The following is a 22,591-nucleotide window of genomic DNA, read 5'->3' as shown; positions in this document are numbered from 1 at the left end:
GCTATCGGTCAACGGTGAGAGTGAGTCCGGCTCTTATAAGGAAGCAGGACTCAGACTTCGTCAGGGGAACGCAGGTTGGTAACCGCAATACGCTGCTCGCGGCGCTGTTCTTTCTGGGAAGGCATCTCGGCGCGGTAAACGCCTTGATCGCCAACGACCCAGGACAGCGGGCGGCGCTCCTGACCGATGGATTCCTGCAGCAGCATCAGGCCTTGCAGGAACGCCTCGGGACGGGGCGGGCAACCGGGAATGTAGACGTCGACGGGAAGGAACTTGTCGACACCCTGAACGACCGAGTAGATGTCGTACATGCCGCCGGAATTGGCGCACGAGCCCATGGAGATGACCCACTTGGGTTCGAGCATCTGCTCATAGAGACGCTGGATGACCGGCGCCATCTTGATGAAGCAGGTGCCGGCGATGACCATGAAGTCGGCCTGGCGTGGGGATGCACGGATTACCTCGGCACCGAATCGCGCGACGTCGTGCGGCGCGGTGAACGCGGTGGTCATTTCCACGTAGCAGCAGGAAAGCCCGAAGTTGTACGGCCACAGGGAGTTCTTGCGACCCCAGTTCACCGCACCGCTGAGAACATCCGAGAGTTTCCCCATGTAGATGTTCTTGTGCACTTCGTCTTCTAGCTGTTGGTCGGTAACGACCTCCCGCTTGCCGATCGGGTATTGCTCGTTGGGAGCATCCGGATCGATCCGAGTGAGTTTGTATTGCATCGCCAAAGCCTCATTGTTTCAGCTTCGCCTGCCGAGCCTTACGACTCTCGGGTGCCCAATCCAGCGCACCGATACGCCAAAGGTAGACAAGACCTGCCAACAGAATGTTTATGAAAACGGCTGCTTCGATGAAGCCGGCCCAGCCGCTTTCGCGAACGGAGACGGCCCAGGCGAAGAGAAAGAGGGCTTCGACGTCGAAGATCACGAAGAGCATCGCGACCAGATAGAATTTGGCGGACAGGCGCAGGCGAGCACTGCCGGTGGGAAGCATGCCCGATTCGAAAGGCTCGTTCTTGCTGCGCCCCCAGGCTTTGCTGCCCAGCAGGCTGGAGACGCCCATCATGAAGGCACAGAGACCAACGACGCCCAGCAGAAAAACGGCCAACGCCCAGTTATGGGACAGGGAACTGCTTGCTTCCAGCATGCCGGGGCTCCTCAGGCAAGGAACGGCTTAACGCACGATTTAAAATTATGGCAAGGCATTAAGCGCCTTGAATCAATTCGCATAATGTTATGCCTGTATTGGGTGTAAGTAAATTTTTCAGCACAAAAAAATAATAAAACGTCGCATGCCTGCAATCGGCCCATTTTCAGAAAACCACGCAAATCAAGGAGCTACAAAACAAGGCGGAAACTTCGGCTGCGTGGGCAAGTTATATGTAGTGGAAAGTAAAATCCGCTTCAATAGGAATATATATCATTTGAGAGCCTGTTCTTTTAACGCTTCGCCAAGCGGCTCGTGTCGATAACTAGCGGCTTTAAAGCTGCGCGTCTTAGTTGCCAATAAAAAAGCCCCGGCATCGCTGCCGGGGCCGAGGCTCGAAACGTGTGTCCGGGCGGGGCCAGTTCTCAGTGGAACTGGTTCATGGTGTTGTCCTTGCCGCCAGCCTTCAGCGCTGCTTCACCGGCGAAGTACTCCTTGTGGTTGTCGCCGATGTCCGAGCCCGCCATGTTCTGGTGCTTGACGCAGGCGATGCCCTGACGGATCTCCTGACGCTGCACGCCCTTGACGTAGGCCAGCATGCCCTGATCGGCAAAGTAACCCTTGGCCAGGTTGTCGGTGGACAGCGCAGCGGTGTGGTAGGTCGGCAGGGTGATCAGGTGGTGAAAGATGCCGGCATTGGCCGAACCGTCGCGCTGGAAGGTGCGGATCTTCTCGTCGGCAACCTGGGCCAGTTCGGTTTCGTCGTACTCGGCGCTCATCAGCTTGGCGCGATCGTAGGCCGATACGTCCTTGCCATCGGCAACGAAGGCATCGAACACCTGCTGGCGGAAGCTCAGGGTCCAGTTGAACGACGGACTGTTGTTGTAGACCAGCTTGGCATTGGGGATCACTTCGCGAACGCGATCGACCATGGCCTTGATCTGGCCGACATGGGGCTTCTCGGTTTCGATCCAGATCATGTCCGCGCCGTTCTGCAGCGAGGTGATGCTGTCCAGTACGCAGCGATCCTCGCCGGTACCCTTGCGGAACTGGAACAGGTTGGACGGCAGGCGTTTGGGCCGCAGCAGCTTGCCTTCACGGTTGATCACCACGTCGCCGTTCTTAAGTTCGGCCGGGCTGATTTCGTCGCAATCCAGGAACGAGTTGTACTGGTCGCCCAGGTCGCCCGGCTCGCTGGTCACGGCGATCTGTTTGGTGAGGCCGGCACCCAGGGAATCGGTACGGGCGACGATCACGCCGTCGTCCACGCCTAGCTCGAGGAAGGCGTAGCGCACCGCGTTGATCTTGGCGAGGAAGTCAGCATGGGGCACGGTGACCTTGCCGTCCTGGTGGCCGCACTGCTTCTCGTCGGAGACCTGGTTCTCGATCTGGATGCAGCAGGCACCGGCTTCGATCATCTTCTTGGCGAGCAGGTAGGTGGCCTCGGGGTTGCCGAAACCGGCATCGATGTCAGCGATGATCGGCACCACGTGGGTTTCAAAATTGTCGATTTGCGCCTGGATCTCGCTCTGCTTGGCACGATCGCCCGACTCGCGAGCCGCATCGAGAGCACTGAACAGCAGGTCCAGCTCACGGGCGTCGGCCTGGCGCAAGAAGGTGTACAGCTCTTCGATGAGTGCGGCGACCGCGGTCTTCTCGTGCATGGACTGATCCGGCAGCGGGCCGAAATCGGAACGCAGCGCGGCGATCATCCAGCCGGACAGGTACAGGTAACGCTTGTTGGTGGTCTTGAGGTGCTTCTTGATGGAAATCAGTTTCTGCTGGCCGATGAAGCCATGCCAGCAGCCCAGTGACTGGGTGTAGACGGACGAGTCGGCGTCGTACTCGGCCATGTCCTTGCGCATGATGGCCGCGGTGTACTTGGCTACATCCAGGCCAGTCTTGAAGCGGTTCTGGGCGCGCATACGAGCGACGGATTCCGGGTTGATAGCGCTCCAGCTGCTGCCAGCGGCTTCTTTCAGGGCGGCAACGGCTTTGATGTCGTTTTCGTAAGCTGACATGGTCAATCCTTCAAGTGTGTGTTTGGTCGAGCACCGGGCATCGCGCATGGAAGCGCAGGCTCGGCGCGAGCTCACCGCAGACGTTGAGAGGAAACCGGAAAGAGGAGAGCCGTGGCCGGGTGGACGAAGCGCATCGTGTGCCCGCCGCCGGGTAGGCGAGCGGTGGTGCGTGCAGGCCCGTGGACGCCCTTGGCACTGTGCCGTTCGATGCGTGAAACGCTTCCCCGTCCCTCAGGACAACCTCGTTCCAGTCGCCATCTCGTCGAGCTGCCTTGTGGGCGTAACAACACGAATCGATCCCTGCGGTAAGCGGAGATTGACCCGGAGGTCCTGTTTCCAGAACCCCTGATTAGCGGGAGCGAGGCCATCATGCGACCGACGAAAATGTTCGTCAATCGTTTTTGTAGTGTTTTTTTATGGGTACTACATAAGTCTTAGATCGACCGTATGGTCACGTTTTACGGGGCTTTCAGTCGATCATCTCGACCTTCACGCGCATGCTCATGTCGTCGCGGCCTTCGGTCGAGTAGCGGCGCAGAACGCCACTGCGGTCGGCCTGGCTCTGCTCGCTGCTGCCGCCGATGGTGATCCACTCGCCGAGCCGTCCGCTGACCCGAGTGTCGGCTTGCTGGATGTCGATCACGCCGGGTTGCTGCTGGCTGACCCGGTCACGGTTGCTGCTGATATCCAGGTGCACGATTTCGCCCGCCAGGCTGGCGGTGACGTAGAAACCCTGGGTGACGTTGCGGTACTCGGTGTTGTTGTACACCTGGCCGTAAGGGCCGCGGCTGCTGGTGGTCACCGGCACGCTCTGGCCAACCTGGATCAGCGCCGGGTAACCCTCGCTGGTCTGCACCTGCTGCGTGCCGCCGCCGCGGCTGTCGGTGCTGCGGCGAATGATGCGCGCCTGGTCGCGACCGTCGACTTCGCCACGGCCGATTTCCACGCGGCCATTACCGGCGCTGATGCTGCCGTCTACCCCGTAACCTCGGTCGTCGCGGTAGGTCGATTCACTGGTGTCGACGCTGATCAGCAAGCGCCGCGGCTGAGTGTCGAGCTGGCCGAGCAGGGCGCGCACCTCCGCGATCTTCGCCGGCGACGCATTGACGATCAGCTGGTTGCCGTAGGCGCTCACCCGCCCGTCGTTGCCCAGTGCAGATTGCACCACGGGTAGTAGGTCGCCTGCGGTGCGGTAGTTGAGTGGAATGACTTCGGTGGCGGCCAGCGCCGAGAGGCTTAGGGCGAGCAGGGCGGCGCCGAGAAAATATTGCTTCATGGCAAGAAATCTCTTCATAGCAGAAAACTTCGCAAGTCAGGATCGGTGATGCTGGTATCCCAGGTCTGGTCGAATAGCCGCTGCAACTGACGCACACGGGCGGCGTCCTGGTAATTCGCATAGCCGCCGAACTGATCCGGCTCCGGGCGCATCAGCAGGCCCTGGTCGTCAGCCAGCAGAAAGGCGCCCTCGGGAACAGGGTAATCAGGATGACAGCGGCGAATGTGCAGGTGGCTGGGCAGTTTTCGCGACAGGGCGATGAGTCGGTGCCCATCACGAACCGCGCGGTTGCTGTCGCACACCAGGATGCGCAGGCTGCTGTGGCGATGGCGCAACAGAAAATCGCTGCAGGCCGCGTGAATGCTGCTGTGGTGGTAGAGCCAGGGTTCGAGATCGGGGCTGTAGAGGCACAGCGTGCGCCTGGCCTGCTGCATCATCGCCAGGGCGTGGCTGCGGGCCTGGTCGGGCAGGCTGAAACGCTGCATGGCCGACTCGCTGCCGAGCACGAAGGGTGCCGGCTCCCAGGCGGCCGGCTGCGGCAGGGGGCTGTCCGGGTTGTGCAGGGTGAAACGCCCGGGCGACTCGAACTCGATGGGCTCGAGATCGGCGGGCGTGTGCTCGTCGTTCATGCTGACCTCTGTGGCACCGGTGTGCCACGGCTGAGATCAGCTGCTGCGCACCATGTCGACGTGAGGGATACCGGCTTCCAGGTACTCCTCGCTCACTACAGTGAAGCCCAGCTTTTCATAGAACGGCGTCGCCTGCACCTGGGCACTGAGCATTTGCTGGCTCAGGCCACGTTTTTCCGCTTCGGCGATCACCGCCTGCAGTAGGGCTTCGCCGACCTTCAGGCCGCGCCAGTCCTTGAGTACCGCTACCCGGCCAATCTGGCCGTCGGCGAGCAGGCGCGCCGTACCGATCGGGTAGTCGCCTTCGCAGGCGAGAAAATGCACGGCATCACTGTCTTCGGCGTCCCATTCCAGTTCAGGCGGCACGGCCTGTTCAGCGACGAAGACGGTTTCGCGGATGCGATGCAGCTCTTCGTAATCCTTGTGCCAGTCGGCGATGCGTACGTGCAGGTCATTCATCGGCAGCAAACTCCAGGCTTCCTTGCTTGGCCAATTCGAGCACCAGCTCGCGGGCCTCGTCGTTGCCCAGCCATGGGCCGAGGTTTTCCAGATGCAGGGCGTCGGCCGAGCAGATCATCTTCAGCAATTCGCGCAGGCTGGCGGAGACCAGGCGGCTCTGCCCGCTGGCGAACAGCACCAGGCCATCGCCGACCTCCGCCCAGGCCAGGCGGGCGCTCGGGTTGCGAACCAGAATGGCGCCGTCCTCGAGCTGATCGAGGAAGCCGTCCTCGTCGATCTCGATGCCTTCGACCAGCTCCGGGTACTTGGGCTCGGTCATGAACTGGCCGAACCAGGTCATCAGCAGGCGCTCGTCGCTCATGTGTTCGGCGAGCAGCGCCTTGAGGCGTTCGAGGGCGTCACGCTGGATCTCGTGCGGGTCGCTGGTCGGCGCGGTGCCTGCGTCGCTGTAGCGCGTTTCGTCCGGCAGGAACTGGCCAAGGAAGTCAGTGAAATGGGTCAGAACTTCGGCCGCGCTGGGTGCGCGGAAACCCACGGAATAAGTCATGCAATCGTCCTCGGCGGTGCCACAGTGGGCCAGGAGCGGCGGCAGATAGAGCATATCGCCGGGCTCGAGCACCCATTCTTCAGTTTGATCGAATTGAGCCAGGATCTTCATGTCCAGATCCGGCAACAGCGGGCTCTGGGCGTCGCACATCTGGCCGATCTGCCAGCGGCGGCGGCCGTGGGCCTGCAGCAGGAATACGTCGTAGTTGTCGAAATGCGGGCCAACGCCGCCACCTGGTGTGGCGAAGCTGATCATCACGTCGTCGATGCGCCACTTGGGCAGAAACTTGAACTGCTCCAGCAGCTCGGCCACATCGGGCACGAACTGGTCGACGGCCTGCACCAGCAGGGTCCAGTCACGCTCCGGCAGGTCGGCGAAGGCGTCCTCGGCGAACGGGCCGCGTCGAACTTCCCACGGGGTTTCGCCGTGCTCGAGCACCAGGCGCGACTCGACCTCTTCCTCGAGGGCCAGGCCAGCCAGTTCATCGGGAGAAATCGGGCTCTCGAAATCGGTAATGGCCTGGCGCACCAGCAAGGGCTTCTTTTGCCAGTAATCGCGCAGGAATTCGCGTGCGCTCAGGCCACCCAATAGCTGAAGAGGAGCATCAGGATTCATTTGTAAGTCCTTGATATTTATCGGTGCGTATAAAAAGAAACGCCCGGCGTCAGCCGGGCGTTCTCGGGCGTGCCCGTCGGTCAGATGCGCTTGGCCTGAGCCACGGCATTGCCGATGTAGTTGGCCGGGGTGAGCTGCTTGAGCTCTTCCTTGGCAGGAGCGGGCATGTCCAGCGCGTCGATGAACGCCAGCAGCGCCTCGGGCGTGATGCCCTTGCCGCGCGTCAGCTCCTTGAGCTTCTCGTAGGGGTTCTCGATGGCGTAACGACGCATGACGGTCTGGATCGGCTCGGCGAGCACTTCCCAACAGGCATTCAGGTCTTCAGCAATACGTTGAGTATTGAGCTCCAACTTGCTGATTCCCTTGAGACTTGCTTCGTAGGCGATCACGCTGTGAGCGAAGCCGACACCGAGGTTGCGCAGTACGGTGGAGTCGGTCAGGTCACGCTGCCAACGCGAGATCGGCAGCTTGCTGGCCAGGTGCTGGAACAGCGCATTGGCGATACCGAGGTTGCCTTCGGAGTTTTCGAAGTCGATCGGGTTGACCTTGTGCGGCATGGTCGACGAGCCGATCTCGCCAGCGACGGTCTTCTGCTTGAAATAGCCGAGGGAAATGTAGCCCCAGATATCGCGATCGAAGTCGATGAGGATGGTGTTGAAGCGCGCGATGGCATCGAACAGTTCGGCAATGTAGTCGTGGGGCTCGATCTGCGTGGTGTAGGGGTTCCACTGCAGGCCCAGGTCACCTTCGATGAACTGGCGGGCGTTGGCTTCCCAGTCGACCTGTGGGTAGGCCGACAGGTGAGCGTTGTAGTTGCCCACGGCGCCGTTGATCTTGCCCAACAGAGGCACGGCAGCGATCTGGGTGATCTGCCGCTCGAGGCGGTACACGACGTTGGCCAGCTCCTTGCCCAGGGTGGTCGGCGATGCCGGTTGGCCGTGGGTGCGCGACAGCATCGGCACGTCGGCGAACTTGACCGCCAGCTCGCGGATGGCGGCAGCGATCTGGCGCATCAGCGGCAGCAGCACGGTGTCACGGCCTTCGCGCAGCATCAGGGCGTGGGACAGGTTGTTGATGTCCTCGCTGGTGCAGGCGAAGTGGATGAACTCGCTGACCTTGTCCAGCTCCGGCAGCTTGGCAGCCTGCTCCTTGAGCAGGTATTCCACGGCCTTGACGTCGTGGTTGGTGGTGCGCTCGATTTCCTTGACGCGCTCAGCGTGCTCGACGGCGAAGTTTTCCGCCAGCTCGTTGAGCAGGGCGTTGGCTTCGGCGGAGAAAGGCGCGACTTCGCTGATGCCTTCATGGGCGGCGAGGCGCTGCAGCCAGCGGACTTCCACCTGGACGCGGAAACGGATCAGGCCGTATTCGCTGAAAATGGGGCGCAGGGCGCTGGTTTTGCCGGCATAGCGGCCGTCTACGGGCGAAACCGCGGTGAGCGAGGAAAGCTGCATGGGAGGCGTTCTCGGACAGTCGGGCGTTGAAAAGGGCGCATATCATACACGAATCCGGGCGGCTATCAGCGCTGCCGCCCGGCGAATCGACGGATGAAATGCATGGGGGCGCGGCGGATCAGCCGCGCAGCATCGGGTAGAGTTCTCGCAGCAATTTGCGACGGCTGAATACCAGCTGCCAGCGATGCCCGCCCAGTTGGCGCCACAGGCGCGCCGAGCGAATCCCGGCGAGCAGCAGGCCGCGAATCTTCGAGGCATTGGCCGGTTGTTGCAGGAAGCGGCTGTCGCCCTGCACCTGAATGCGCTGCTTGAAGGTGCTGATGGTGTCCTGGTACAGCGCGCCACAGGAAGAAATGACGTTCTCGTGGCCAATGCCGAAATGGTCGGCCTGGCTCTGGATCTGGTCCAGGCGATTGCCCATCAGTTGCAGCAGGTCGCCGCGCTTGTCGAGCTGTCGCTCCAGGCCGAGCAGGGCGAGGGCGTAGCGCAGCGGCTCGCGCTGCAGGCTGGTGGGGTCACGTTCCAGGGCGCTGACCAGGGCGCGGTAACCGTCGCGCAAATTCAGGTCATCACCGCCGTACACGTCCAGCGTGCCGTTGGCGTCGCGCACCAGCAGGCTGTTGATCAGGCAGGTCACTTCGCTTTCGGCGGCCTGGCCGGTCTTGGCGATCTTGTCGACCATCACCGCCGCCTGAAAAACCGCGCCCAGGGCGATCAGCTGTTCTTGAATGGGATTCATCGCGGTGCGCCCTCGCTCCAGGGTTCGGCGCTCTCGATCACGCCGCCGCCGAGGCAGACGTCGCCGTCATAGAACACCACGGACTGGCCCGGCGTGACCGCACGCTGCGGTTGCTCGAACGTGGCGCGGTAGCCATCGGCGGTGCGTTCCAGGGTGCAGGCCTGGTCAGCCTGGCGGTAACGTACCTTGGCGGTCAGGCGCCTAGGCGCATCGAGCGCTACCGGGTTGACCCAGTAGATCTGTGAGGCATGCAGGGCACGGGAAAACAGCCAGGGATGTTCGTTGCCCTGGCCGACGATCAGCACGTTGCGGGTCAGGTCCTTGTGCAGCACGTACCAGGGCTCGTCGCCGGCATCCTTGAGGCCGCCGATGCCCAGGCCCTGGCGCTGGCCGATGGTGTGGTACATCAGGCCGTGATGCTTGCCGATCACGTCACCCTCGGTGGTTTCGATGTTGCCCGGCTGCGCCGGCAGGTACTGCTTGAGGAAGTCGCTGAAACGGCGCTCGCCAATGAAGCAGATACCGGTGGAATCCTTCTTCTTGGCGGTGGCCAGCTCGTACTTCTCGGCGATCGCCCGCACTTCGGGCTTCTCCAGTTCGCCGACCGGAAACAGGGTCTTGGCGATCTGCTCGCCGCCAACGGCGTGCAGGAAGTAACTCTGGTCCTTGTTCGGGTCCAGGCCCTTGAGCAGTTCGTAGCGCCCGTCGATATCGCGGCGCCGCACGTAATGGCCGGTGGCGATCAGGTCGGCACCGAGCATCAGGGCGTAGTCGAGGAACGCCTTGAACTTGATTTCACGGTTGCAAAGGATGTCCGGGTTGGGCGTGCGCCCGGCCTTGTATTCGGCCAGGAAGTGCTCGAACACGTTGTCCCAGTACTCGGCGGCGAAGTTGGCGGTGTGCAGCTTGATGCCGATACGGTCGCACACGGCCTGGGCGTCCGCCAGGTCGTCCATGGCGGTACAGTATTCGGTGCCGTCGTCTTCGTCCCAGTTCTTCATGAACAGGCCTTCGACCTGATAGCCCGCTTCGAGCAGGAGCAGGGCCGAGACGGAGGAGTCGACACCGCCGGACATGCCGACGATGACGCGCTGGGTAGCTGGATCTTGCATGGTCGGGATCAATACGGGCTTCAAAGGGACGAGATTCTAACAGGATGCGCGGTGCGTTTCAGTCTGCCGCGCACGGCCGGTTTTCACATGGGGTCATGGATGAGGGCGAGGGGGAAGCGGGCGCCCGCCAGGTAGTCATTCAGGCAGCGCAGTACCAGCTCGCTGCGCAGGTGGTCGCGCTCGGCCAACAGTTCGTCGTACGTGAGCCAGCGAATGCCACTGATGTCGCTGTCCAGCGCACGCTCGGCATGGTGCCGAACCAAGTTGGCGACGAAGCAGATGCGCTGATAGGTCACTCCGTTGCTCGGTGCTGTGTACAGGTAGATGCCGGTGACGCCGGTCAGCTCGACGTCGCAGCCGGTCTCCTCGAGCGTCTCGCGCACGGCTGCCTGTTGCAGGCTCTCCTTCGGCTCCAGGTGGCCGGCCGGCTGATTGAGCACCAGGCGCCCACCCTTGAGCTCCTCGACGAACAGAAAGCGCCCCTCGTGTTCGACGATGGTGGCGACGGTGACATGTGCATGCCAGGTCATGCGGACTCCTTTTCGAATTCTGAAAACGACAACCCCGGCGCAAGGCCGGGGCTGTCGGTGTCGCTAGATCAGCGCGTTGCTCAGGCCAGGGAGGCCAGGGCTGCGTTGAGGGTCGCGCTCGGACGCATGACTTTTTCGGTCAGCGCCTTGTCCGGTGCGTAGTAGCCACCGATTTCTGCCGACTTGCCCTGTACCGCGCCGAGCTCGGCGACGATCTTGGCTTCGTTGTCGGTCAAGGTCTTAGCCAGTGGTGCGAACTGCACCTGTAGGGCGGCGTCTTCGCTCTGGGCTGCCAGGGCTTGGGCCCAGTACAGCGCCAGGTAGAAGTGGCTGCCACGGTTGTCGATACCGCCAACCTTGCGCGCCGGCGACTTGTCGTTGTCGAGGAACTGGCCGGTGGCCTGGTCCAGAGTCTTGCTCAGCACCAGTGCTTTCGGGTTGTCGTAGGTGTTGCCCAGGTGCTCCAGGGAAGCAGCCAGAGCGAGGAACTCACCCAGGGAATCCCAGCGCAGGAAGTTCTCTTCGACCAACTGCTGCACGTGCTTGGGCGCCGAACCGCCAGCGCCGGTTTCGAACAGGCCGCCGCCATTCATCAGCGGCACGATCGACAGCATCTTGGCGCTGGTGCCCAGCTCCATGATCGGGAACAGGTCAGTCAGGTAGTCGCGCAGCACGTTGCCGGTCACCGAGATGGTGTCCTTGCCTTCGCGGATACGGGCCAGGGAGAACTTGATGGCGTCGACCGGTGCGAGGATGCGGATGTCCAGGCCGCTGGTGTCGTGATCCTTCAGGTACTTCTCGACCTTCTTGATCATTTCGGCGTCGTGGGCACGAGCCGGGTCCAGCCAGAACACTGCCGGGGTGTTGCTCAAACGGGCGCGGTTGACGGCCAGCTTGACCCAGTCCTGGATCGGCGCGTCCTTGGTCTGGCACATGCGGAAGATGTCGCCTTCCTCGACCTTCTGCTCCATCAGTACCTTGCCGTTGGCATCGCTGACGCGAACCACGCCGGCGGCCTGGATCTGGAAGGTCTTGTCGTGGGAACCGTACTCTTCGGCTTTCTGCGCCATCAGGCCAACGTTCGGCACGCTGCCCATGGTGGTCGGGTTGAAGGCGCCATTGGCCTTGCAGTCTTCGATCACTGCCTGGTAGATACCGGCGTAGCAGCGATCCGGGATCACGGCCTTGGCATCTTGCAGCTCACCCGCGGTGTTCCACATGCGGCCCGAGTCGCGAATCATCGCCGGCATCGAGGCGTCGACGATCACGTCGCTCGGCACGTGCAGGTTGGTGATGCCCTTGTCGGAGTTGACCATCGCCAGCGCCGGGCGGTCGGCGTAGACAGCGTTAATGTCGGCTTCGATCTCGGCCTGCTTGTCGGCCGGCAGCTTCTTGATGCTGGCGTACAGGTCGCCGATGCCGTTGTTCAGGTTGAAGCCGGCTTCCTGCAGGGCAGCAGCGTGCTTCTCCAGGGCTGACTTGTAGAACTCGGCGACGATCTGGCCGAAGATGATCGGGTCGGAGACCTTCATCATGGTGGCTTTCAGGTGCACCGAGAACAGCACGCCTTGTTTCTTGGCATCTTCGATCTGAGCGGCGATGAAGCTGCGCAGGGCCTTCTTGCTCAGCACCGAGCAATCCAGGACTTCGTCAGCCAGCACGCTGGTTTTCTCTTTCAGCACGGTGGTGCTGCCGTCAGCGCCGACCAGTTCGATCTTCACGCTGCCTTTGGCGTCGATCAGGGCCGCTTTCTCGCTGCCGTAGAAGTCGCCGCTTTCCATGTGCGCGACATGGGATTTGGAGTCGGCAGTCCAGGCGCCCATCTTGTGCGGGTGCTTGCGGGCATAGTTCTTGACCGACAGCGGTGCGCGGCGGTCGGAGTTGCCTTCACGCAGGACCGGGTTCACGGCGCTGCCCTTGACCTTGTCGTAGCGGCTGCGGATGTCGCGCGCCTGCTCGCTGTCGTCGGCGTCCGGGTAGTCGGGCAGGGCGTAACCCTGGCTCTGCAGCTCCTTGATGGCGGCCTTGAGCTGCGGCACCGAGGCGCTGATGTTCGGCAGCTTAATGATGTTGGCTTCTGGCGTGGTGGCCAGGGCGCCCAGCTCGGCGAGGTGATCACCCTGTTTCTGAGCATCGGTCAGAAACTCGGGGAACAGCGCCAGGATACGGCCGGCCAGCGAAATGTCGCGGGTCTCGACGGCGATATCGGAGGAGGCGGTGAAGGCTTTGACGATGGGGAGCAGGGAGTAGGTCGCGAGCGCTGGGGCTTCGTCGGTGAGGGTGTAAATGATCTTCGAGCGTGTGGTCATATTTGATTTAACTCTCTCTTTACTGAACTTGCACGGCACTGATCCGGGTGAGGTGGCTTCTGACCACAGCGCGGCATCAATGAGGTGAATTCGAAGTTCCATCCCGATGATGTTGGGTGTCGCAGCTGCCTGATGGCGGTATCTGGATCGCCTGACAGGGCACGCGCGACGGGTGCTGGAAGCCGTACTCCAGGCAAAGGCGCCCTTATGACTACTCAGTCAGCGCCCGAGTATATCAAACCGTCGCATCAAGTTGCTCATGGCCGTAGTGAAGAGGTTGGTCTTGGCGCTCGGCAACGAACTTGAAGGCTGTACTATTTTTGCCGCGCCTATAAAAAACCGGCCACATGGGCCGGTTGTGTCAAGCAGTGAGAATCAGGCGCCGACCGCTGTGGCGCGTGCTGGGCTGGTTGCCGGGGTTGGTTTGTCCTGGCTGGCCTGGGCGGCACTGATGTTAACGGCATGTAGACCTTTGGGGCCCTGGATGATATCGAAGTTGACGGCCTGACCGGCCTTCAGGGTTTTGTATCCATCCATCTGGATGGCCGAGTAATGGGCGAACAGGTCCTCATCTCGGCCGTCGGCCAGGATGAATCCGTAGCCCTTGGCGTTGTTGAACCACTTGACCTTACCACTTAGCATGCCGATATCCCTCTGCAAGGAACCCCACTGCTGGAGTATCATCCACATTAGATCCAGCGCCCGCGGACATCGCCCGGCGAACGCAAGCCCTTTCGCCCCGTAGGGGTATCCTTTGGTTGTAACACCCTTTGACGGATAGTCAAGGCATCGCACGAAACGACGATAAACGGGTCTTATTTTTGCGGCCCGCTCCATCCACCCCCACGAACCTTTTATCCAGCATGCATGCAAGTAGCCAGATTCGACTAACATTCAATCAGGATCGACCCGCACCGCATGAGGACGACTCATCAGGCCTGGCCGTTGAGGAATCCAAGCCGGCATTGCAGGCGCCTCCGCTCTATAAGGTGGTCTTGTTCAATGATGACTACACCCCCATGGATTTCGTGGTCGAGATACTCGAGACCTTCTTCAACCTCAATCGCGAGGTGGCAACCAGGATCATGTTGACCGTGCACACCGAAGGTCGCGCCGTTTGTGGGCTCTACACCCGCGATATCGCCGAGACCAAGGCCGCGCAGGTCAATCAGTACGCGCGTGAAAGCCAGCACCCATTACTCTGTGAAATCGAGAAGGACGGTTAACGCCGGCCGCTTGGCATGAGGTGAAGCTATGTTAAATCGAGAGCTCGAAGTCACCCTCAACCTGGCCTTCAAGGAGGCCCGCGCGAAACGTCATGAATTCATGACCGTGGAGCACCTCCTGCTGGCTCTTCTGGACAACGAAGCTGCAGCCAGCGTACTGCGCGCCTGCGGTGCCAGCCTGGACAAGCTGCGCAGTGACCTGCAGGAATTCATCGACTCCACCACGCCGCTGATCCCCCAGCACGACGAAGAGCGCGAAACCCAGCCGACGCTGGGCTTCCAGCGCGTGCTGCAGCGCGCGGTATTCCACGTGCAGAGCTCCGGTAAGCGCGAAGTCACCGGCGCCAACGTGCTGGTCGCGATCTTCAGCGAGCAAGAAAGCCAGGCCGTGTTCCTGCTCAAGCAGCAGAGCGTGGCCCGTATCGACGTGGTCAATTTCATCGCTCACGGCATCTCCAAGGTGCCGGGGCAGGGCGCGTCGCCCGAAGCCGACCCGGAAATGCAGGACGAAGAGGGCGGCGAGTCGTCTTCCTCGGGCAATCCGCTGGACGCCTACGCCAGCAATCTCAACGAGCTGGCTCGTCAGGGCCGCATCGACCCGCTGGTCGGTCGCGAGCATGAAGTCGAGCGGGTTGCGCAGATTCTCGCTCGTCGCCGCAAGAACAACCCGCTGCTGGTCGGCGAGGCTGGCGTCGGCAAAACTGCCATCGCCGAAGGCTTGGCCAAGCGCATCGTCGACAATCAGGTGCCCGACCTGCTGGCTGACAGCGTCGTCTACTCTCTGGATCTCGGCGCGCTGCTGGCCGGCACCAAGTACCGCGGGGATTTCGAGAAGCGCCTCAAGGCGTTGCTCACCGAACTGCGCAAGCGTCCGCAAGCCATCCTGTTCATCGACGAGATTCACACCATCATCGGTGCCGGGGCTGCCTCGGGTGGCGTAATGGATGCTTCGAACCTGCTCAAACCGGCACTGTCGTCGGGCGAGATCCGCTGCATCGGCTCGACGACCTTCCAGGAATTTCGTGGCATCTTCGAGAAGGATCGCGCCTTGGCGCGGCGTTTCCAGAAGGTCGACGTGGTGGAGCCTTCGGTGGAAGACACCATTGGCATTCTCAAGGGCCTCAAGGGGCGCTTCGAGCAGCATCACGACATCGAGTACAGTGATGAAGCCCTGCGCGCAGCCGCGGAGCTGGCCTCGCGCTACATCAATGATCGTCACATGCCCGACAAGGCCATCGATGTGATCGACGAAGCGGGTGCGTTCCAGCGTCTGCAGCCGCAGGAGAAGCGCGTCAAGCGCATCGACGTGCCGCAGGTCGAGGACATCGTGGCCAAGATCGCGCGCATTCCGCCGAAACATGTCAGCAGCTCCGACAAGGAACTGCTGCGCAACCTGGAGCGCGATCTCAAGCTTACCGTATTCGGCCAGGACGCCGCCATCGATTCGCTGGCCACCGCCATCAAGTTGTCGCGGGCTGGCCTCAAGGCGCCGGACAAGCCGGTCGGCTCGTTCCTGTTCGCCGGCCCCACCGGCGTCGGCAAGACCGAGGCGGCTCGCCAGCTGTCCAAGGCGCTGGGCGTGGAACTGGTGCGTTTCGACATGTCCGAGTACATGGAACGGCACACCGTGTCGCGCCTGATCGGGGCGCCACCCGGCTACGTCGGTTTCGATCAGGGTGGCCTGCTGACCGAAGCGATCACCAAGCAGCCCCATTGCGTACTGCTACTCGACGAAATCGAGAAAGCGCACCCGGAAGTCTTCAACCTGCTGCTGCAGGTCATGGACCACGGCACGCTGACCGACAACAACGGGCGCAAGGCGGACTTCCGCAACGTGATCCTGATCATGACCACCAATGCCGGCGCGGAAACCGCGTCCCGTGCGTCGATCGGTTTCAGCTATCAGGATCACTCGTCCGACGCCATGGAAGTGATCAAGAAGAGCTTCACGCCGGAGTTCCGCAACCGCCTGGATACCATCATCCAGTTCGGCCGTCTCAGCCACGACACGATCAAGAGCATCGTCGACAAGTTCCTCATCGAGCTGCAGGCGCAGCTCGAGGACAAGCGCGTCATGCTCGAAGTCAGCGATGCGGCGCGCGACTGGCTGGCCGAGCAGGGTTACGACGTGCAGATGGGCGCCCGGCCCATGGCTCGCCTGATCCAGGATCGCATCAAGCGTCCCCTGGCTGAGGAGATTCTCTTCGGGGAGCTTTCCGAGCATGGCGGTACGGTGCACGTGAATCTGGAAAACGGCGAGCTGACGTTCGATTTCGAGACCACTGCGGAAATGGCCTGAGGGCTGGCGGGGCGCTCATCGCGCCCCGTCTTCCCAGGCAAGCGACCAATAAAAAGCCCGGCAGAGATGCCGGGCTTTTTATTGGTCACTGGAGCAGAGCAGTGAATCGTGCTCTTGCCCTGTTAGCGAGCGCGATAGGTGATGCGACCTTTGCTCAGGTCGTACGGGGTCAGCTCTACGCGAACCTTGTCACCAGTCAGAATGCGGATGTAATTCTTGCGCATCTTTCCGGAGATGTGCGCGGTAACGACGTGCCCGTTTTCCAACTCCACACGAAACATGGTGTTGGGCAGGGTGTCGACGACAGTGCCTTCCATTTCGAAGCTGTCTTCTTTCGACATGCAGTAAAGCCCTCGGTATCCAGAGAATGGCCCGGCGCAACTGGCCCCAGGCAAAAGCGGCAAGCATTGTGCCTGAAAACAAGGGTTGACGCCAAGGGGCTGCCTCTGTTTCGGCAGCGAAAGGCCAGGAATATCGTCGATTTCAGGTCAGGGCGACCCAGTGCTGATTGACGAAGAGCTCGATGGGGCGGTACTGGGTCTTGTAGTTCATCTTCCTGCAGTTCTTGATCCAGTAGCCAAGATATACGGCCTGCAGATTCAGGCGCAGCGCTTCGCCGATTTGCCAGAGAATGGCGTAGCGACCCAGGCTGCGGCGCTCTTCGTCCGGATCGTAGAAGGTGTAGACCGCCGATAGGCCGTTAGGCAGCACGTCGGTCACGGCGATGGCGAGCAGTCGGCCCTGCTCGCGAAATTCGAAAAAGCACGAAAAGGGCAGGTCACGAACCAGAAAGGTGGAGAACTGCTCGCGACTGGGCGGGTACATATCGCCGTCGGCGTGGCGCTGCTCGATATAGCGTGCGTAGAGGTCGTAATATTCTTCGGTAAATGAAGGTCTTATGGCGCGCACTTCAAGTGATTCATTGCGCTTGAGAATGCGCCGCTGCTGGCGGTTTGGGGCGAAACGGGCAGCCGGAATTCGCGCCGGCACGCAGGCCGTGCAGCGCTGACAGTGGGGGCGGTAGAGGTGATCGCCGCTACGCCGGAACCCGAGCTCGGAGAGCTCGGCATACATGTTCGCGTCCATCGGCTGACTGGGGTCGAGAAACAGCGTGGTGGCCTGTTCCTCGAGCAGATAGCTGCAGGGATGGGGTTGCGTGGCGTAGAACTTCAGGCGAGCCAGCTCAGTCATGATCGACTCCCGGGAATGGCCTGGAATCAGTGTATGCCAGTGCCGGGCTGCGAGCCAGAACGGCGCTCGTCACCGGTCGCCAGCGCCTTGCCAGTCGGCCAGGCTGGGCCGATCCAGAAAACGCTGTAGATAGCTGGCGAATTCCTGGCGACTGATCGCACGGGCGCCGAGGCTGTGCAGGTGCTGGGTCGGCATCTGGCAGTCGATCAGCTCGAACTGCCAGGCCTGGAGTTTCTCGACCAGGCTGGCGAAGCCGACCTTGGAGGCATTGTCGGCCCGACTGAACATCGACTCACCGAAGAACAGTCTGCCCATGGCCAGCCCGTAAAGCCCGCCGACCAGTTGCTGGTCCTGCCAGACCTCGACGCTGTGCGCCACGCCGCGCTCATGCAGGTCGATATAGGCCTGTTGCATGGGTGTGGTGATCCAGGTGCCATCCGCGTAGTCGCGAGGCGCCGCGCAGGCGCGTATGACATCGGTGAACGCCTGGTCGAAGGTCACCTGAAAATAACCTTGGCGGATGACTTTGCGCAGGCTGCGCGACACATGCAATTCGCTGGGAAACAGCACGGTACGCGGATCAGGCGACCACCACAGCAGCGGCTGGCCATCCTGGTACCAGGGAAAGCAGCCGTGCCGATAGGCGGCGATCAGCCGCTCGGCGCGCAGGTCGCCGCCAGCGGCCAGCAGGCCGTTGGGTTCGCGCAGCGCTTTGTCGAGCGGCGGAAAGGTCAGGGAGTCGCGTTGCAACCAGGTAAGCATTGGCGAGACCGCAGCGGGGGAGGGCGGGAGTCAGTCCGCCCGGAGCCTCAGTTGTCGTCGAGGAACTTCTCGACATCCAGGGCGGCCATGCAGCCCGCACCGGCCGAGGTGATGGCCTGGCGATAGACATGATCGGCCACGTCGCCGGCGGCGAACACGCCCTCGATGCTGGTGGCCGTGGCGTTGCCTTCGCTGCCACCCTTGACCAGCAGGTAGCCGTCACGCATTTCCAGTTGGCCCTGGAACAGGTCGGTGTTCGGCTTGTGACCGATGGCGATGAACACGCCAGCCAATGGCAGGTCGCTGGTGGTGCCGTCCTGGGTGCTGCGCAGGCGCGCGCCGGTCACGCCAGTGGCGTCGCCCAGCACTTCTTCCAGGGTGTGGTTCCAGTGCAGCTTGATATTGCCGTTGGCCGCCTTGTCGAAGATCTTGTCCTGCAGGATCTTCTCCGAGCGCAGCTTGTCGCGGCGATGCACCAGGTGCACTTCCTTGGCGATGTTGGACAGGTACAGCGCTTCTTCCACGGCGGTGTTGCCGCCGCCGATGACCGCGACCACCTGGTTGCGGTAGAAGAAACCGTCGCAGGTCGCGCAGGCGGAAACGCCCTTGCCGGCGAACGCTTCTTCGGAGGGCAGGCCCAGGTACTGCGCCGAAGCGCCGGTGGCGATGATCAGCGCATCGCAAGTGTAGGTGCCGCTGTCACCCTTGAGGGTGAACGGACGGCTCTGCAACTCGGCGGTGTGGATGTGGTCGTAGATGATCTCGGTTTCGAAGCGCTCCGCGTGTTTCTGCATGCGCTCCATCAGCCCCGGTCCCGTCAGCCCTTCCACGTCACCCGGCCAGTTGTCGACCTCGGTGGTGGTGGTCAGCTGACCGCCAGGCTGAATACCGGTGATGATGACAGGCTTCAGATTGGCACGAGCGGCGTATACGGCGGCGCTGTAACCGGCCGGCCCGGAGCCCAGGATAATCAGGCGGGAATGCTTGACTTCGCTCATAAAAACACCTCATAAGCCTTTGTCACAAAAGAGAATGCATGCTCAAATTGAGCCGCACGGACGAATAGTGGCCGCTATGCTACACCGAAGCACGGGACGAGCGGGAGCCAGCCGGGCGATCGGTTCTCCAATGCACCGGCGGCATGCCGTACAATGGCGGCGTTTCGTCCTCCACCGATCATTCGGCGCGCTAGCAGCGCAGGAACAGATGCGTTTTGAAGAACTCTAGCTCTACAGCAGCGGCGCCGGCCTGGCGTCAGCAATTGCCATATCGCCTCAAAGAGGGCGCCCTGATCGCTCTCGGTGCGCTGTGTCTCTATGTGTGGATGGCGCTGCTCACCTACGACCCGGCCGATCCGGGCTGGACGCACACCAGCAACGTCGAACAGGTGCACAACGCCGCAGGACGCGCCGGCGCCTGGTTCGCCGATGTGCTGTTCATGGCCCTGGGTTATTTCGCCTATCTGTTTCCGCTGCTGCTGGGCATCAAGGCCCTGCAGGTGTTCCGCGCACGCCACGAACCGTGGCACTGGAGCGGCTGGCTGTTCTCCTGGCGGCTGATCGGCCTGGTGTTCCTGGTGCTGTCCGGCGCGGCGCTGGCCTACATTCACTTCCAGAGCGGCGCCAACATGCCGGCCTCGGCCGGCGGCGCGCTGGGCGAAAGCCTCGGGCAACTGACCGTCGCCGCGCTCAACGTGCAGGGCAGCACGCTGCTGTTCATCGCCCTGTTCCTGTTCGGCCTGACCGTGTTCACCGACCTGTCCTGGTTCAAGGTCATGGACCTGACCGGCAAGATCACCCTCGACCTGCTTGAACTGGTGCAGAGCGTGGTCAACCGCTGGTGGAGCTCGCGCCAGGATCGCAAGCAACTCGTCGCCCAGCTGCGCGAAGTGGACGAGCGCGTGCATGACGTCGCCGCCCCGGTGGTCAAGGATCGCCGCGAGCAGGCCAAGGTCAAGGAACGCCTGATCGAGCGCGAAGAGTCGCTCAACAAGCACATGACCGAGCGCGAAAGCCGCCCGGCGCCAGTCATTTCCGCACCGATAGCGCCCAAGGCGCCGGAACCGAGCAAGCGCGTACAGAAGGAAAAGCAGGTGCCGTTGTTCGTCGACAGCGCCGTGGAAGGCACCTTGCCGCCCATTTCCCTGCTCGACCCGGCCGAGGCCAAGAAGGTCGAGTACTCGCCCGAATCCCTGGCTGGCGTCGGCCACCTGCTGGAAATCAAACTCAAGGAGTTCGGCGTCGAGGTCACGGTGGATTCGATCCACCCGGGCCCGGTGATCACCCGCTACGAAATCCAGCCGGCTGCCGGCGTCAAGGTCAGCCGCATCGCAAACCTGGCCAAGGACCTGGCGCGCTCGCTGGCGGTGACCAGCGTGCGCGTCGTGGAAGTGATTCCCGGCAAGACCACCGTGGGTATCGAGATTCCCAACGAGAACCGCCAGATCGTGCGCTTCTCCGAAGTGCTGTCCACCCCAGAATACGACGACGCCAAGTCGCCGGTGGCTCTGGCCCTGGGCCACGACATCGGCGGCAAGCCGGTGATCACCGACCTGGCGAAGATGCCGCACCTGCTGGTAGCAGGTACCACCGGCTCCGGTAAGTCGGTGGGCGTCAACGCGATGATCCTGTCGATCCTGTTCAAGTCGAGCCCGGAAGACGCGCGGCTGATCATGATCGACCCGAAGATGCTCGAGCTGTCGATCTACGAAGGCATTCCGCACCTGCTGTGCCCGGTGGTCACCGACATGAAGGAGGCGGCTAACGCACTGCGCTGGAGCGTTGCCGAGATGGAGCGCCGCTACAAGTTGATGTCGAAGATGGGCGTGCGCAACCTGGCCGGCTTCAACCGCAAGGTCAAGGACGCCATCGAGGCCGGCGAGCCGCTGGCCGACCCGCTGTATCGCCGCGAGAGCATGGAAGACGAAGCACCGCTGCTCAAGCCGCTGCCGACCATCGTCGTGGTAGTCGACGAGTTCGCCGACATGATGATGATCGTCGGCAAGAAGGTCGAAGAGCTGATCGCCCGTATCGCCCAGAAGGCACGTGCCGCCGGCATCCACCTGATTCTCGCCACCCAGCGCCCCTCGGTGGACGTGATCACCGGCCTGATCAAGGCCAACATCCCGACCCGTATGGCGTTCCAGGTATCGAGCAAGATCGACTCGCGTACCATCATCGACCAGGGCGGCGCCGAACAGCTGCTCGGCCACGGCGACATGCTCTACATGCCACCGGGCACCAGCCTGCCGATCCGCGTGCACGGCGCCTTCGTGTCCGATGACGAAGTGCACCGCGTGGTGGAGGCCTGGAAACTGCGCGGCGCACCGGATTACAACGAAGACATCCTCGCCGGCGCAGAAGAAGGCGGCGGCGGTGGCTTCGACGGCGGCAGCGGCGGTGAGGGCGGTGAAGACAGCGAGAGTGATCCTTTGTACGACGAAGCGGTCAACTTCGTACTGGAAAGCCGTCGCGCCTCGATCTCTTCGGTGCAGCGCAAGCTGAAGATCGGCTACAACCGCGCTGCTCGCATGATCGAAGCCATGGAAATGGCCGGCGTCGTCACCCCGATGAATACCAACGGCTCGCGCGAGGTCATCGCACCTGGTTCGAGCCGCGACTAACTCCGACAGAGGATTCACATGCGCCTGATTCGCCTGATGCTGCTCGCCGTGCTGACCACGGCCAGCCTGTTCGCCCACGCTGACGACGAGGCAGCGGTCAAACGCCTGACCGAGCTGCTCAACCAGGCGCAGACCATCACCGCACGCTTTTCCCAGCTGTCGCTCGATGGCAGCGGCACCCAGCTGCAAGAAACCGCCGGCGAGCTGGCCCTCAAGCGTCCGGGCCTGTTCCGCTGGCACACCGACCAGCCCATGGAGCAGTTGCTGGTTTCTGACGGCAAGCAGGTCTGGCTGTACGACCCGGATCTGGAGCAGGTCACTATCCAGTCCCTCGATCAACGCCTGACTCACACGCCGGCGCTGCTGCTGTCCGGCGACGTGTCGCAGATCCGCGAGAACTTCGAGATCACCTTCAAGGAAGGCGGCAACGTGGTGGACTTCATCCTCAAGCCCAAGGCCAAGGACACCCTGTTCGACAGCCTGCGCCTGTCCTTCCGCAACGGCGTGCTCAACGACATGCAGCTGATCGACAGCATCGGCCAGCGCACCAACATCCTGTTCATGAGCGTGAAGATGAACCAGCCTCTGGATGACAAGCAGTTTAGCTTCGAAATCCCCGAGGGTGCGGACGTCATCCAAGAGTAGGTCGTC

21 protein-coding genes are annotated in these 22,591 nt (G+C 62.1%); 4 read left to right on the top strand and 17 right to left on the bottom strand.

Features of this window, described 5'->3' with window-relative positions; all coding sequences use genetic code 11:
- Positions 1 to 50 precede the first annotated feature (50 nt).
- From BM279_RS14500 to cspD, 13 genes are all read right to left on the bottom strand, one after another.
- On the bottom strand, positions 51 to 728 hold the full coding sequence (locus tag BM279_RS14500) for a NuoB/complex I 20 kDa subunit family protein (RefSeq protein ID WP_013791410.1): 678 nt from the start codon (positions 726 to 728) through the stop codon (positions 51 to 53).
- Positions 729 to 738: 10 nt separating this feature from the next.
- Positions 739 to 1,152, bottom strand: coding sequence for an NADH-quinone oxidoreductase subunit A (locus tag BM279_RS14495; RefSeq protein ID WP_013791411.1), 414 nt, complete (start codon positions 1,150 to 1,152; stop codon positions 739 to 741).
- Between the two features lie 425 nt (positions 1,153 to 1,577).
- Positions 1,578 to 3,173, bottom strand: a complete 1,596-nt coding sequence (locus BM279_RS14490) for an isocitrate lyase (RefSeq protein ID WP_093504772.1) — start codon at positions 3,171 to 3,173, stop codon at positions 1,578 to 1,580.
- Positions 3,174 to 3,642: 469 nt separating this feature from the next.
- Positions 3,643 to 4,449: a secretin N-terminal domain-containing protein gene (locus BM279_RS14485; RefSeq protein ID WP_093504770.1), complete on the bottom strand. Its 807-nt coding sequence runs from the start codon at positions 4,447 to 4,449 to the stop codon at positions 3,643 to 3,645.
- A gap of 14 nt (positions 4,450 to 4,463) precedes the next feature.
- Positions 4,464 to 5,078, bottom strand: a complete 615-nt coding sequence (locus BM279_RS14480) for a DUF7931 domain-containing protein (protein ID WP_093504767.1) — start codon at positions 5,076 to 5,078, stop codon at positions 4,464 to 4,466.
- A gap of 36 nt (positions 5,079 to 5,114) precedes the next feature.
- On the bottom strand, positions 5,115 to 5,537 hold the full coding sequence (locus tag BM279_RS14475) for a GNAT family N-acetyltransferase (protein ID WP_013791415.1): 423 nt from the start codon (positions 5,535 to 5,537) through the stop codon (positions 5,115 to 5,117).
- Complete coding sequence (locus BM279_RS14470; RefSeq protein ID WP_093504765.1) at positions 5,530 to 6,699, bottom strand: ribosomal protein uL16 3-hydroxylase; 1,170 nt, start codon at positions 6,697 to 6,699, stop codon at positions 5,530 to 5,532. Before BM279_RS14470 ends, BM279_RS14475 begins: the two co-directional genes overlap by 8 nt.
- A gap of 80 nt (positions 6,700 to 6,779) precedes the next feature.
- Complete coding sequence (gene purB, locus BM279_RS14465) at positions 6,780 to 8,150, bottom strand: adenylosuccinate lyase (protein ID WP_093504763.1); 1,371 nt, start codon at positions 8,148 to 8,150, stop codon at positions 6,780 to 6,782.
- 118 nt (positions 8,151 to 8,268) lie between these two features.
- On the bottom strand, positions 8,269 to 8,889 hold the full coding sequence (hflD, locus tag BM279_RS14460) for a high frequency lysogenization protein HflD (protein ID WP_075930300.1): 621 nt from the start codon (positions 8,887 to 8,889) through the stop codon (positions 8,269 to 8,271).
- Positions 8,886 to 10,001, bottom strand: a complete 1,116-nt coding sequence (gene mnmA, locus BM279_RS14455; protein WP_093504761.1) for a tRNA 2-thiouridine(34) synthase MnmA — start codon at positions 9,999 to 10,001, stop codon at positions 8,886 to 8,888. The genes hflD and mnmA overlap by 4 nt, the downstream gene beginning before the upstream one ends.
- An 83-nt stretch (positions 10,002 to 10,084) precedes the next feature.
- Complete coding sequence (locus BM279_RS14450; RefSeq protein ID WP_093504759.1) at positions 10,085 to 10,531, bottom strand: NUDIX hydrolase; 447 nt, start codon at positions 10,529 to 10,531, stop codon at positions 10,085 to 10,087.
- Positions 10,532 to 10,611: 80 nt separating this feature from the next.
- Positions 10,612 to 12,840, bottom strand: coding sequence for an NADP-dependent isocitrate dehydrogenase (locus BM279_RS14445; protein WP_093504757.1), 2,229 nt, complete (start codon positions 12,838 to 12,840; stop codon positions 10,612 to 10,614).
- 375 nt (positions 12,841 to 13,215) lie between these two features.
- Positions 13,216 to 13,482, bottom strand: coding sequence for a cold shock domain-containing protein CspD (gene cspD / locus BM279_RS14440; RefSeq protein WP_093504755.1), 267 nt, complete (start codon positions 13,480 to 13,482; stop codon positions 13,216 to 13,218).
- A 221-nt stretch (positions 13,483 to 13,703) separates the two neighbouring features.
- Here cspD and clpS point away from each other — a divergent pair, with 221 nt between their 5' ends.
- Positions 13,704 to 14,066 carry an ATP-dependent Clp protease adapter ClpS gene (gene clpS / locus BM279_RS14435; protein ID WP_074887722.1) on the top strand — a complete coding sequence of 121 codons (363 nt, stop codon included), beginning with the start codon at positions 13,704 to 13,706 and terminating at the stop codon, positions 14,064 to 14,066.
- A 28-nt stretch (positions 14,067 to 14,094) separates the two neighbouring features.
- Positions 14,095 to 16,365 carry an ATP-dependent Clp protease ATP-binding subunit ClpA gene (gene clpA, locus BM279_RS14430; RefSeq protein ID WP_093504753.1) on the top strand — a complete coding sequence of 757 codons (2,271 nt, stop codon included), beginning with the start codon at positions 14,095 to 14,097 and terminating at the stop codon, positions 16,363 to 16,365.
- A 122-nt stretch (positions 16,366 to 16,487) separates the two neighbouring features.
- Here the strand turns inward: clpA and infA are convergent, their stop codons facing one another.
- The 4 genes from infA to trxB all read right to left on the bottom strand — a co-directional run bounded on the left by infA (position 16,488) and on the right by trxB (position 19,316).
- On the bottom strand, positions 16,488 to 16,706 hold the full coding sequence (gene infA / locus BM279_RS14425) for a translation initiation factor IF-1 (protein ID WP_002553999.1): 219 nt from the start codon (positions 16,704 to 16,706) through the stop codon (positions 16,488 to 16,490).
- A 142-nt stretch (positions 16,707 to 16,848) separates the two neighbouring features.
- Positions 16,849 to 17,556: an arginyltransferase gene (locus BM279_RS14420; protein ID WP_093504751.1), complete on the bottom strand. Its 708-nt coding sequence runs from the start codon at positions 17,554 to 17,556 to the stop codon at positions 16,849 to 16,851.
- A gap of 69 nt (positions 17,557 to 17,625) precedes the next feature.
- Positions 17,626 to 18,318, bottom strand: coding sequence for a leucyl/phenylalanyl-tRNA--protein transferase (aat, locus tag BM279_RS14415; protein WP_093504749.1), 693 nt, complete (start codon positions 18,316 to 18,318; stop codon positions 17,626 to 17,628).
- 47 nt (positions 18,319 to 18,365) lie between these two features.
- Positions 18,366 to 19,316 (bottom strand): thioredoxin-disulfide reductase, encoded by a 951-nt coding sequence (gene trxB / locus BM279_RS14410; RefSeq protein ID WP_027910772.1) that lies wholly within the window; start codon positions 19,314 to 19,316, stop codon positions 18,366 to 18,368.
- A 215-nt stretch (positions 19,317 to 19,531) separates the two neighbouring features.
- On the opposite strand from trxB, the gene ftsK reads away from it, so the two are divergent.
- Together ftsK and lolA are read left to right on the top strand one after the other, a co-directional pair.
- A complete protein-coding gene (ftsK, locus tag BM279_RS14405; protein ID WP_093504747.1) occupies positions 19,532 to 21,940 on the top strand; it encodes a DNA translocase FtsK in 2,409 nt (802 codons plus the stop codon).
- Between the two features lie 18 nt (positions 21,941 to 21,958).
- Positions 21,959 to 22,585, top strand: coding sequence for an outer membrane lipoprotein periplasmic chaperone LolA (lolA, locus tag BM279_RS14400; protein WP_093504745.1), 627 nt, complete (start codon positions 21,959 to 21,961; stop codon positions 22,583 to 22,585).
- The last annotated feature ends 6 nt before the right edge of the window (positions 22,586 to 22,591 follow it).

It is taken from the genome of Phytopseudomonas straminea (assembly GCF_900112645.1).
Lineage (GTDB): Bacteria > Pseudomonadota > Gammaproteobacteria > Pseudomonadales > Pseudomonadaceae > Aquipseudomonas > Aquipseudomonas straminea.
Note: the sequence above shows the minus strand (reverse complement) of the source record. Positions and strands in the feature narration are given on the sequence as shown.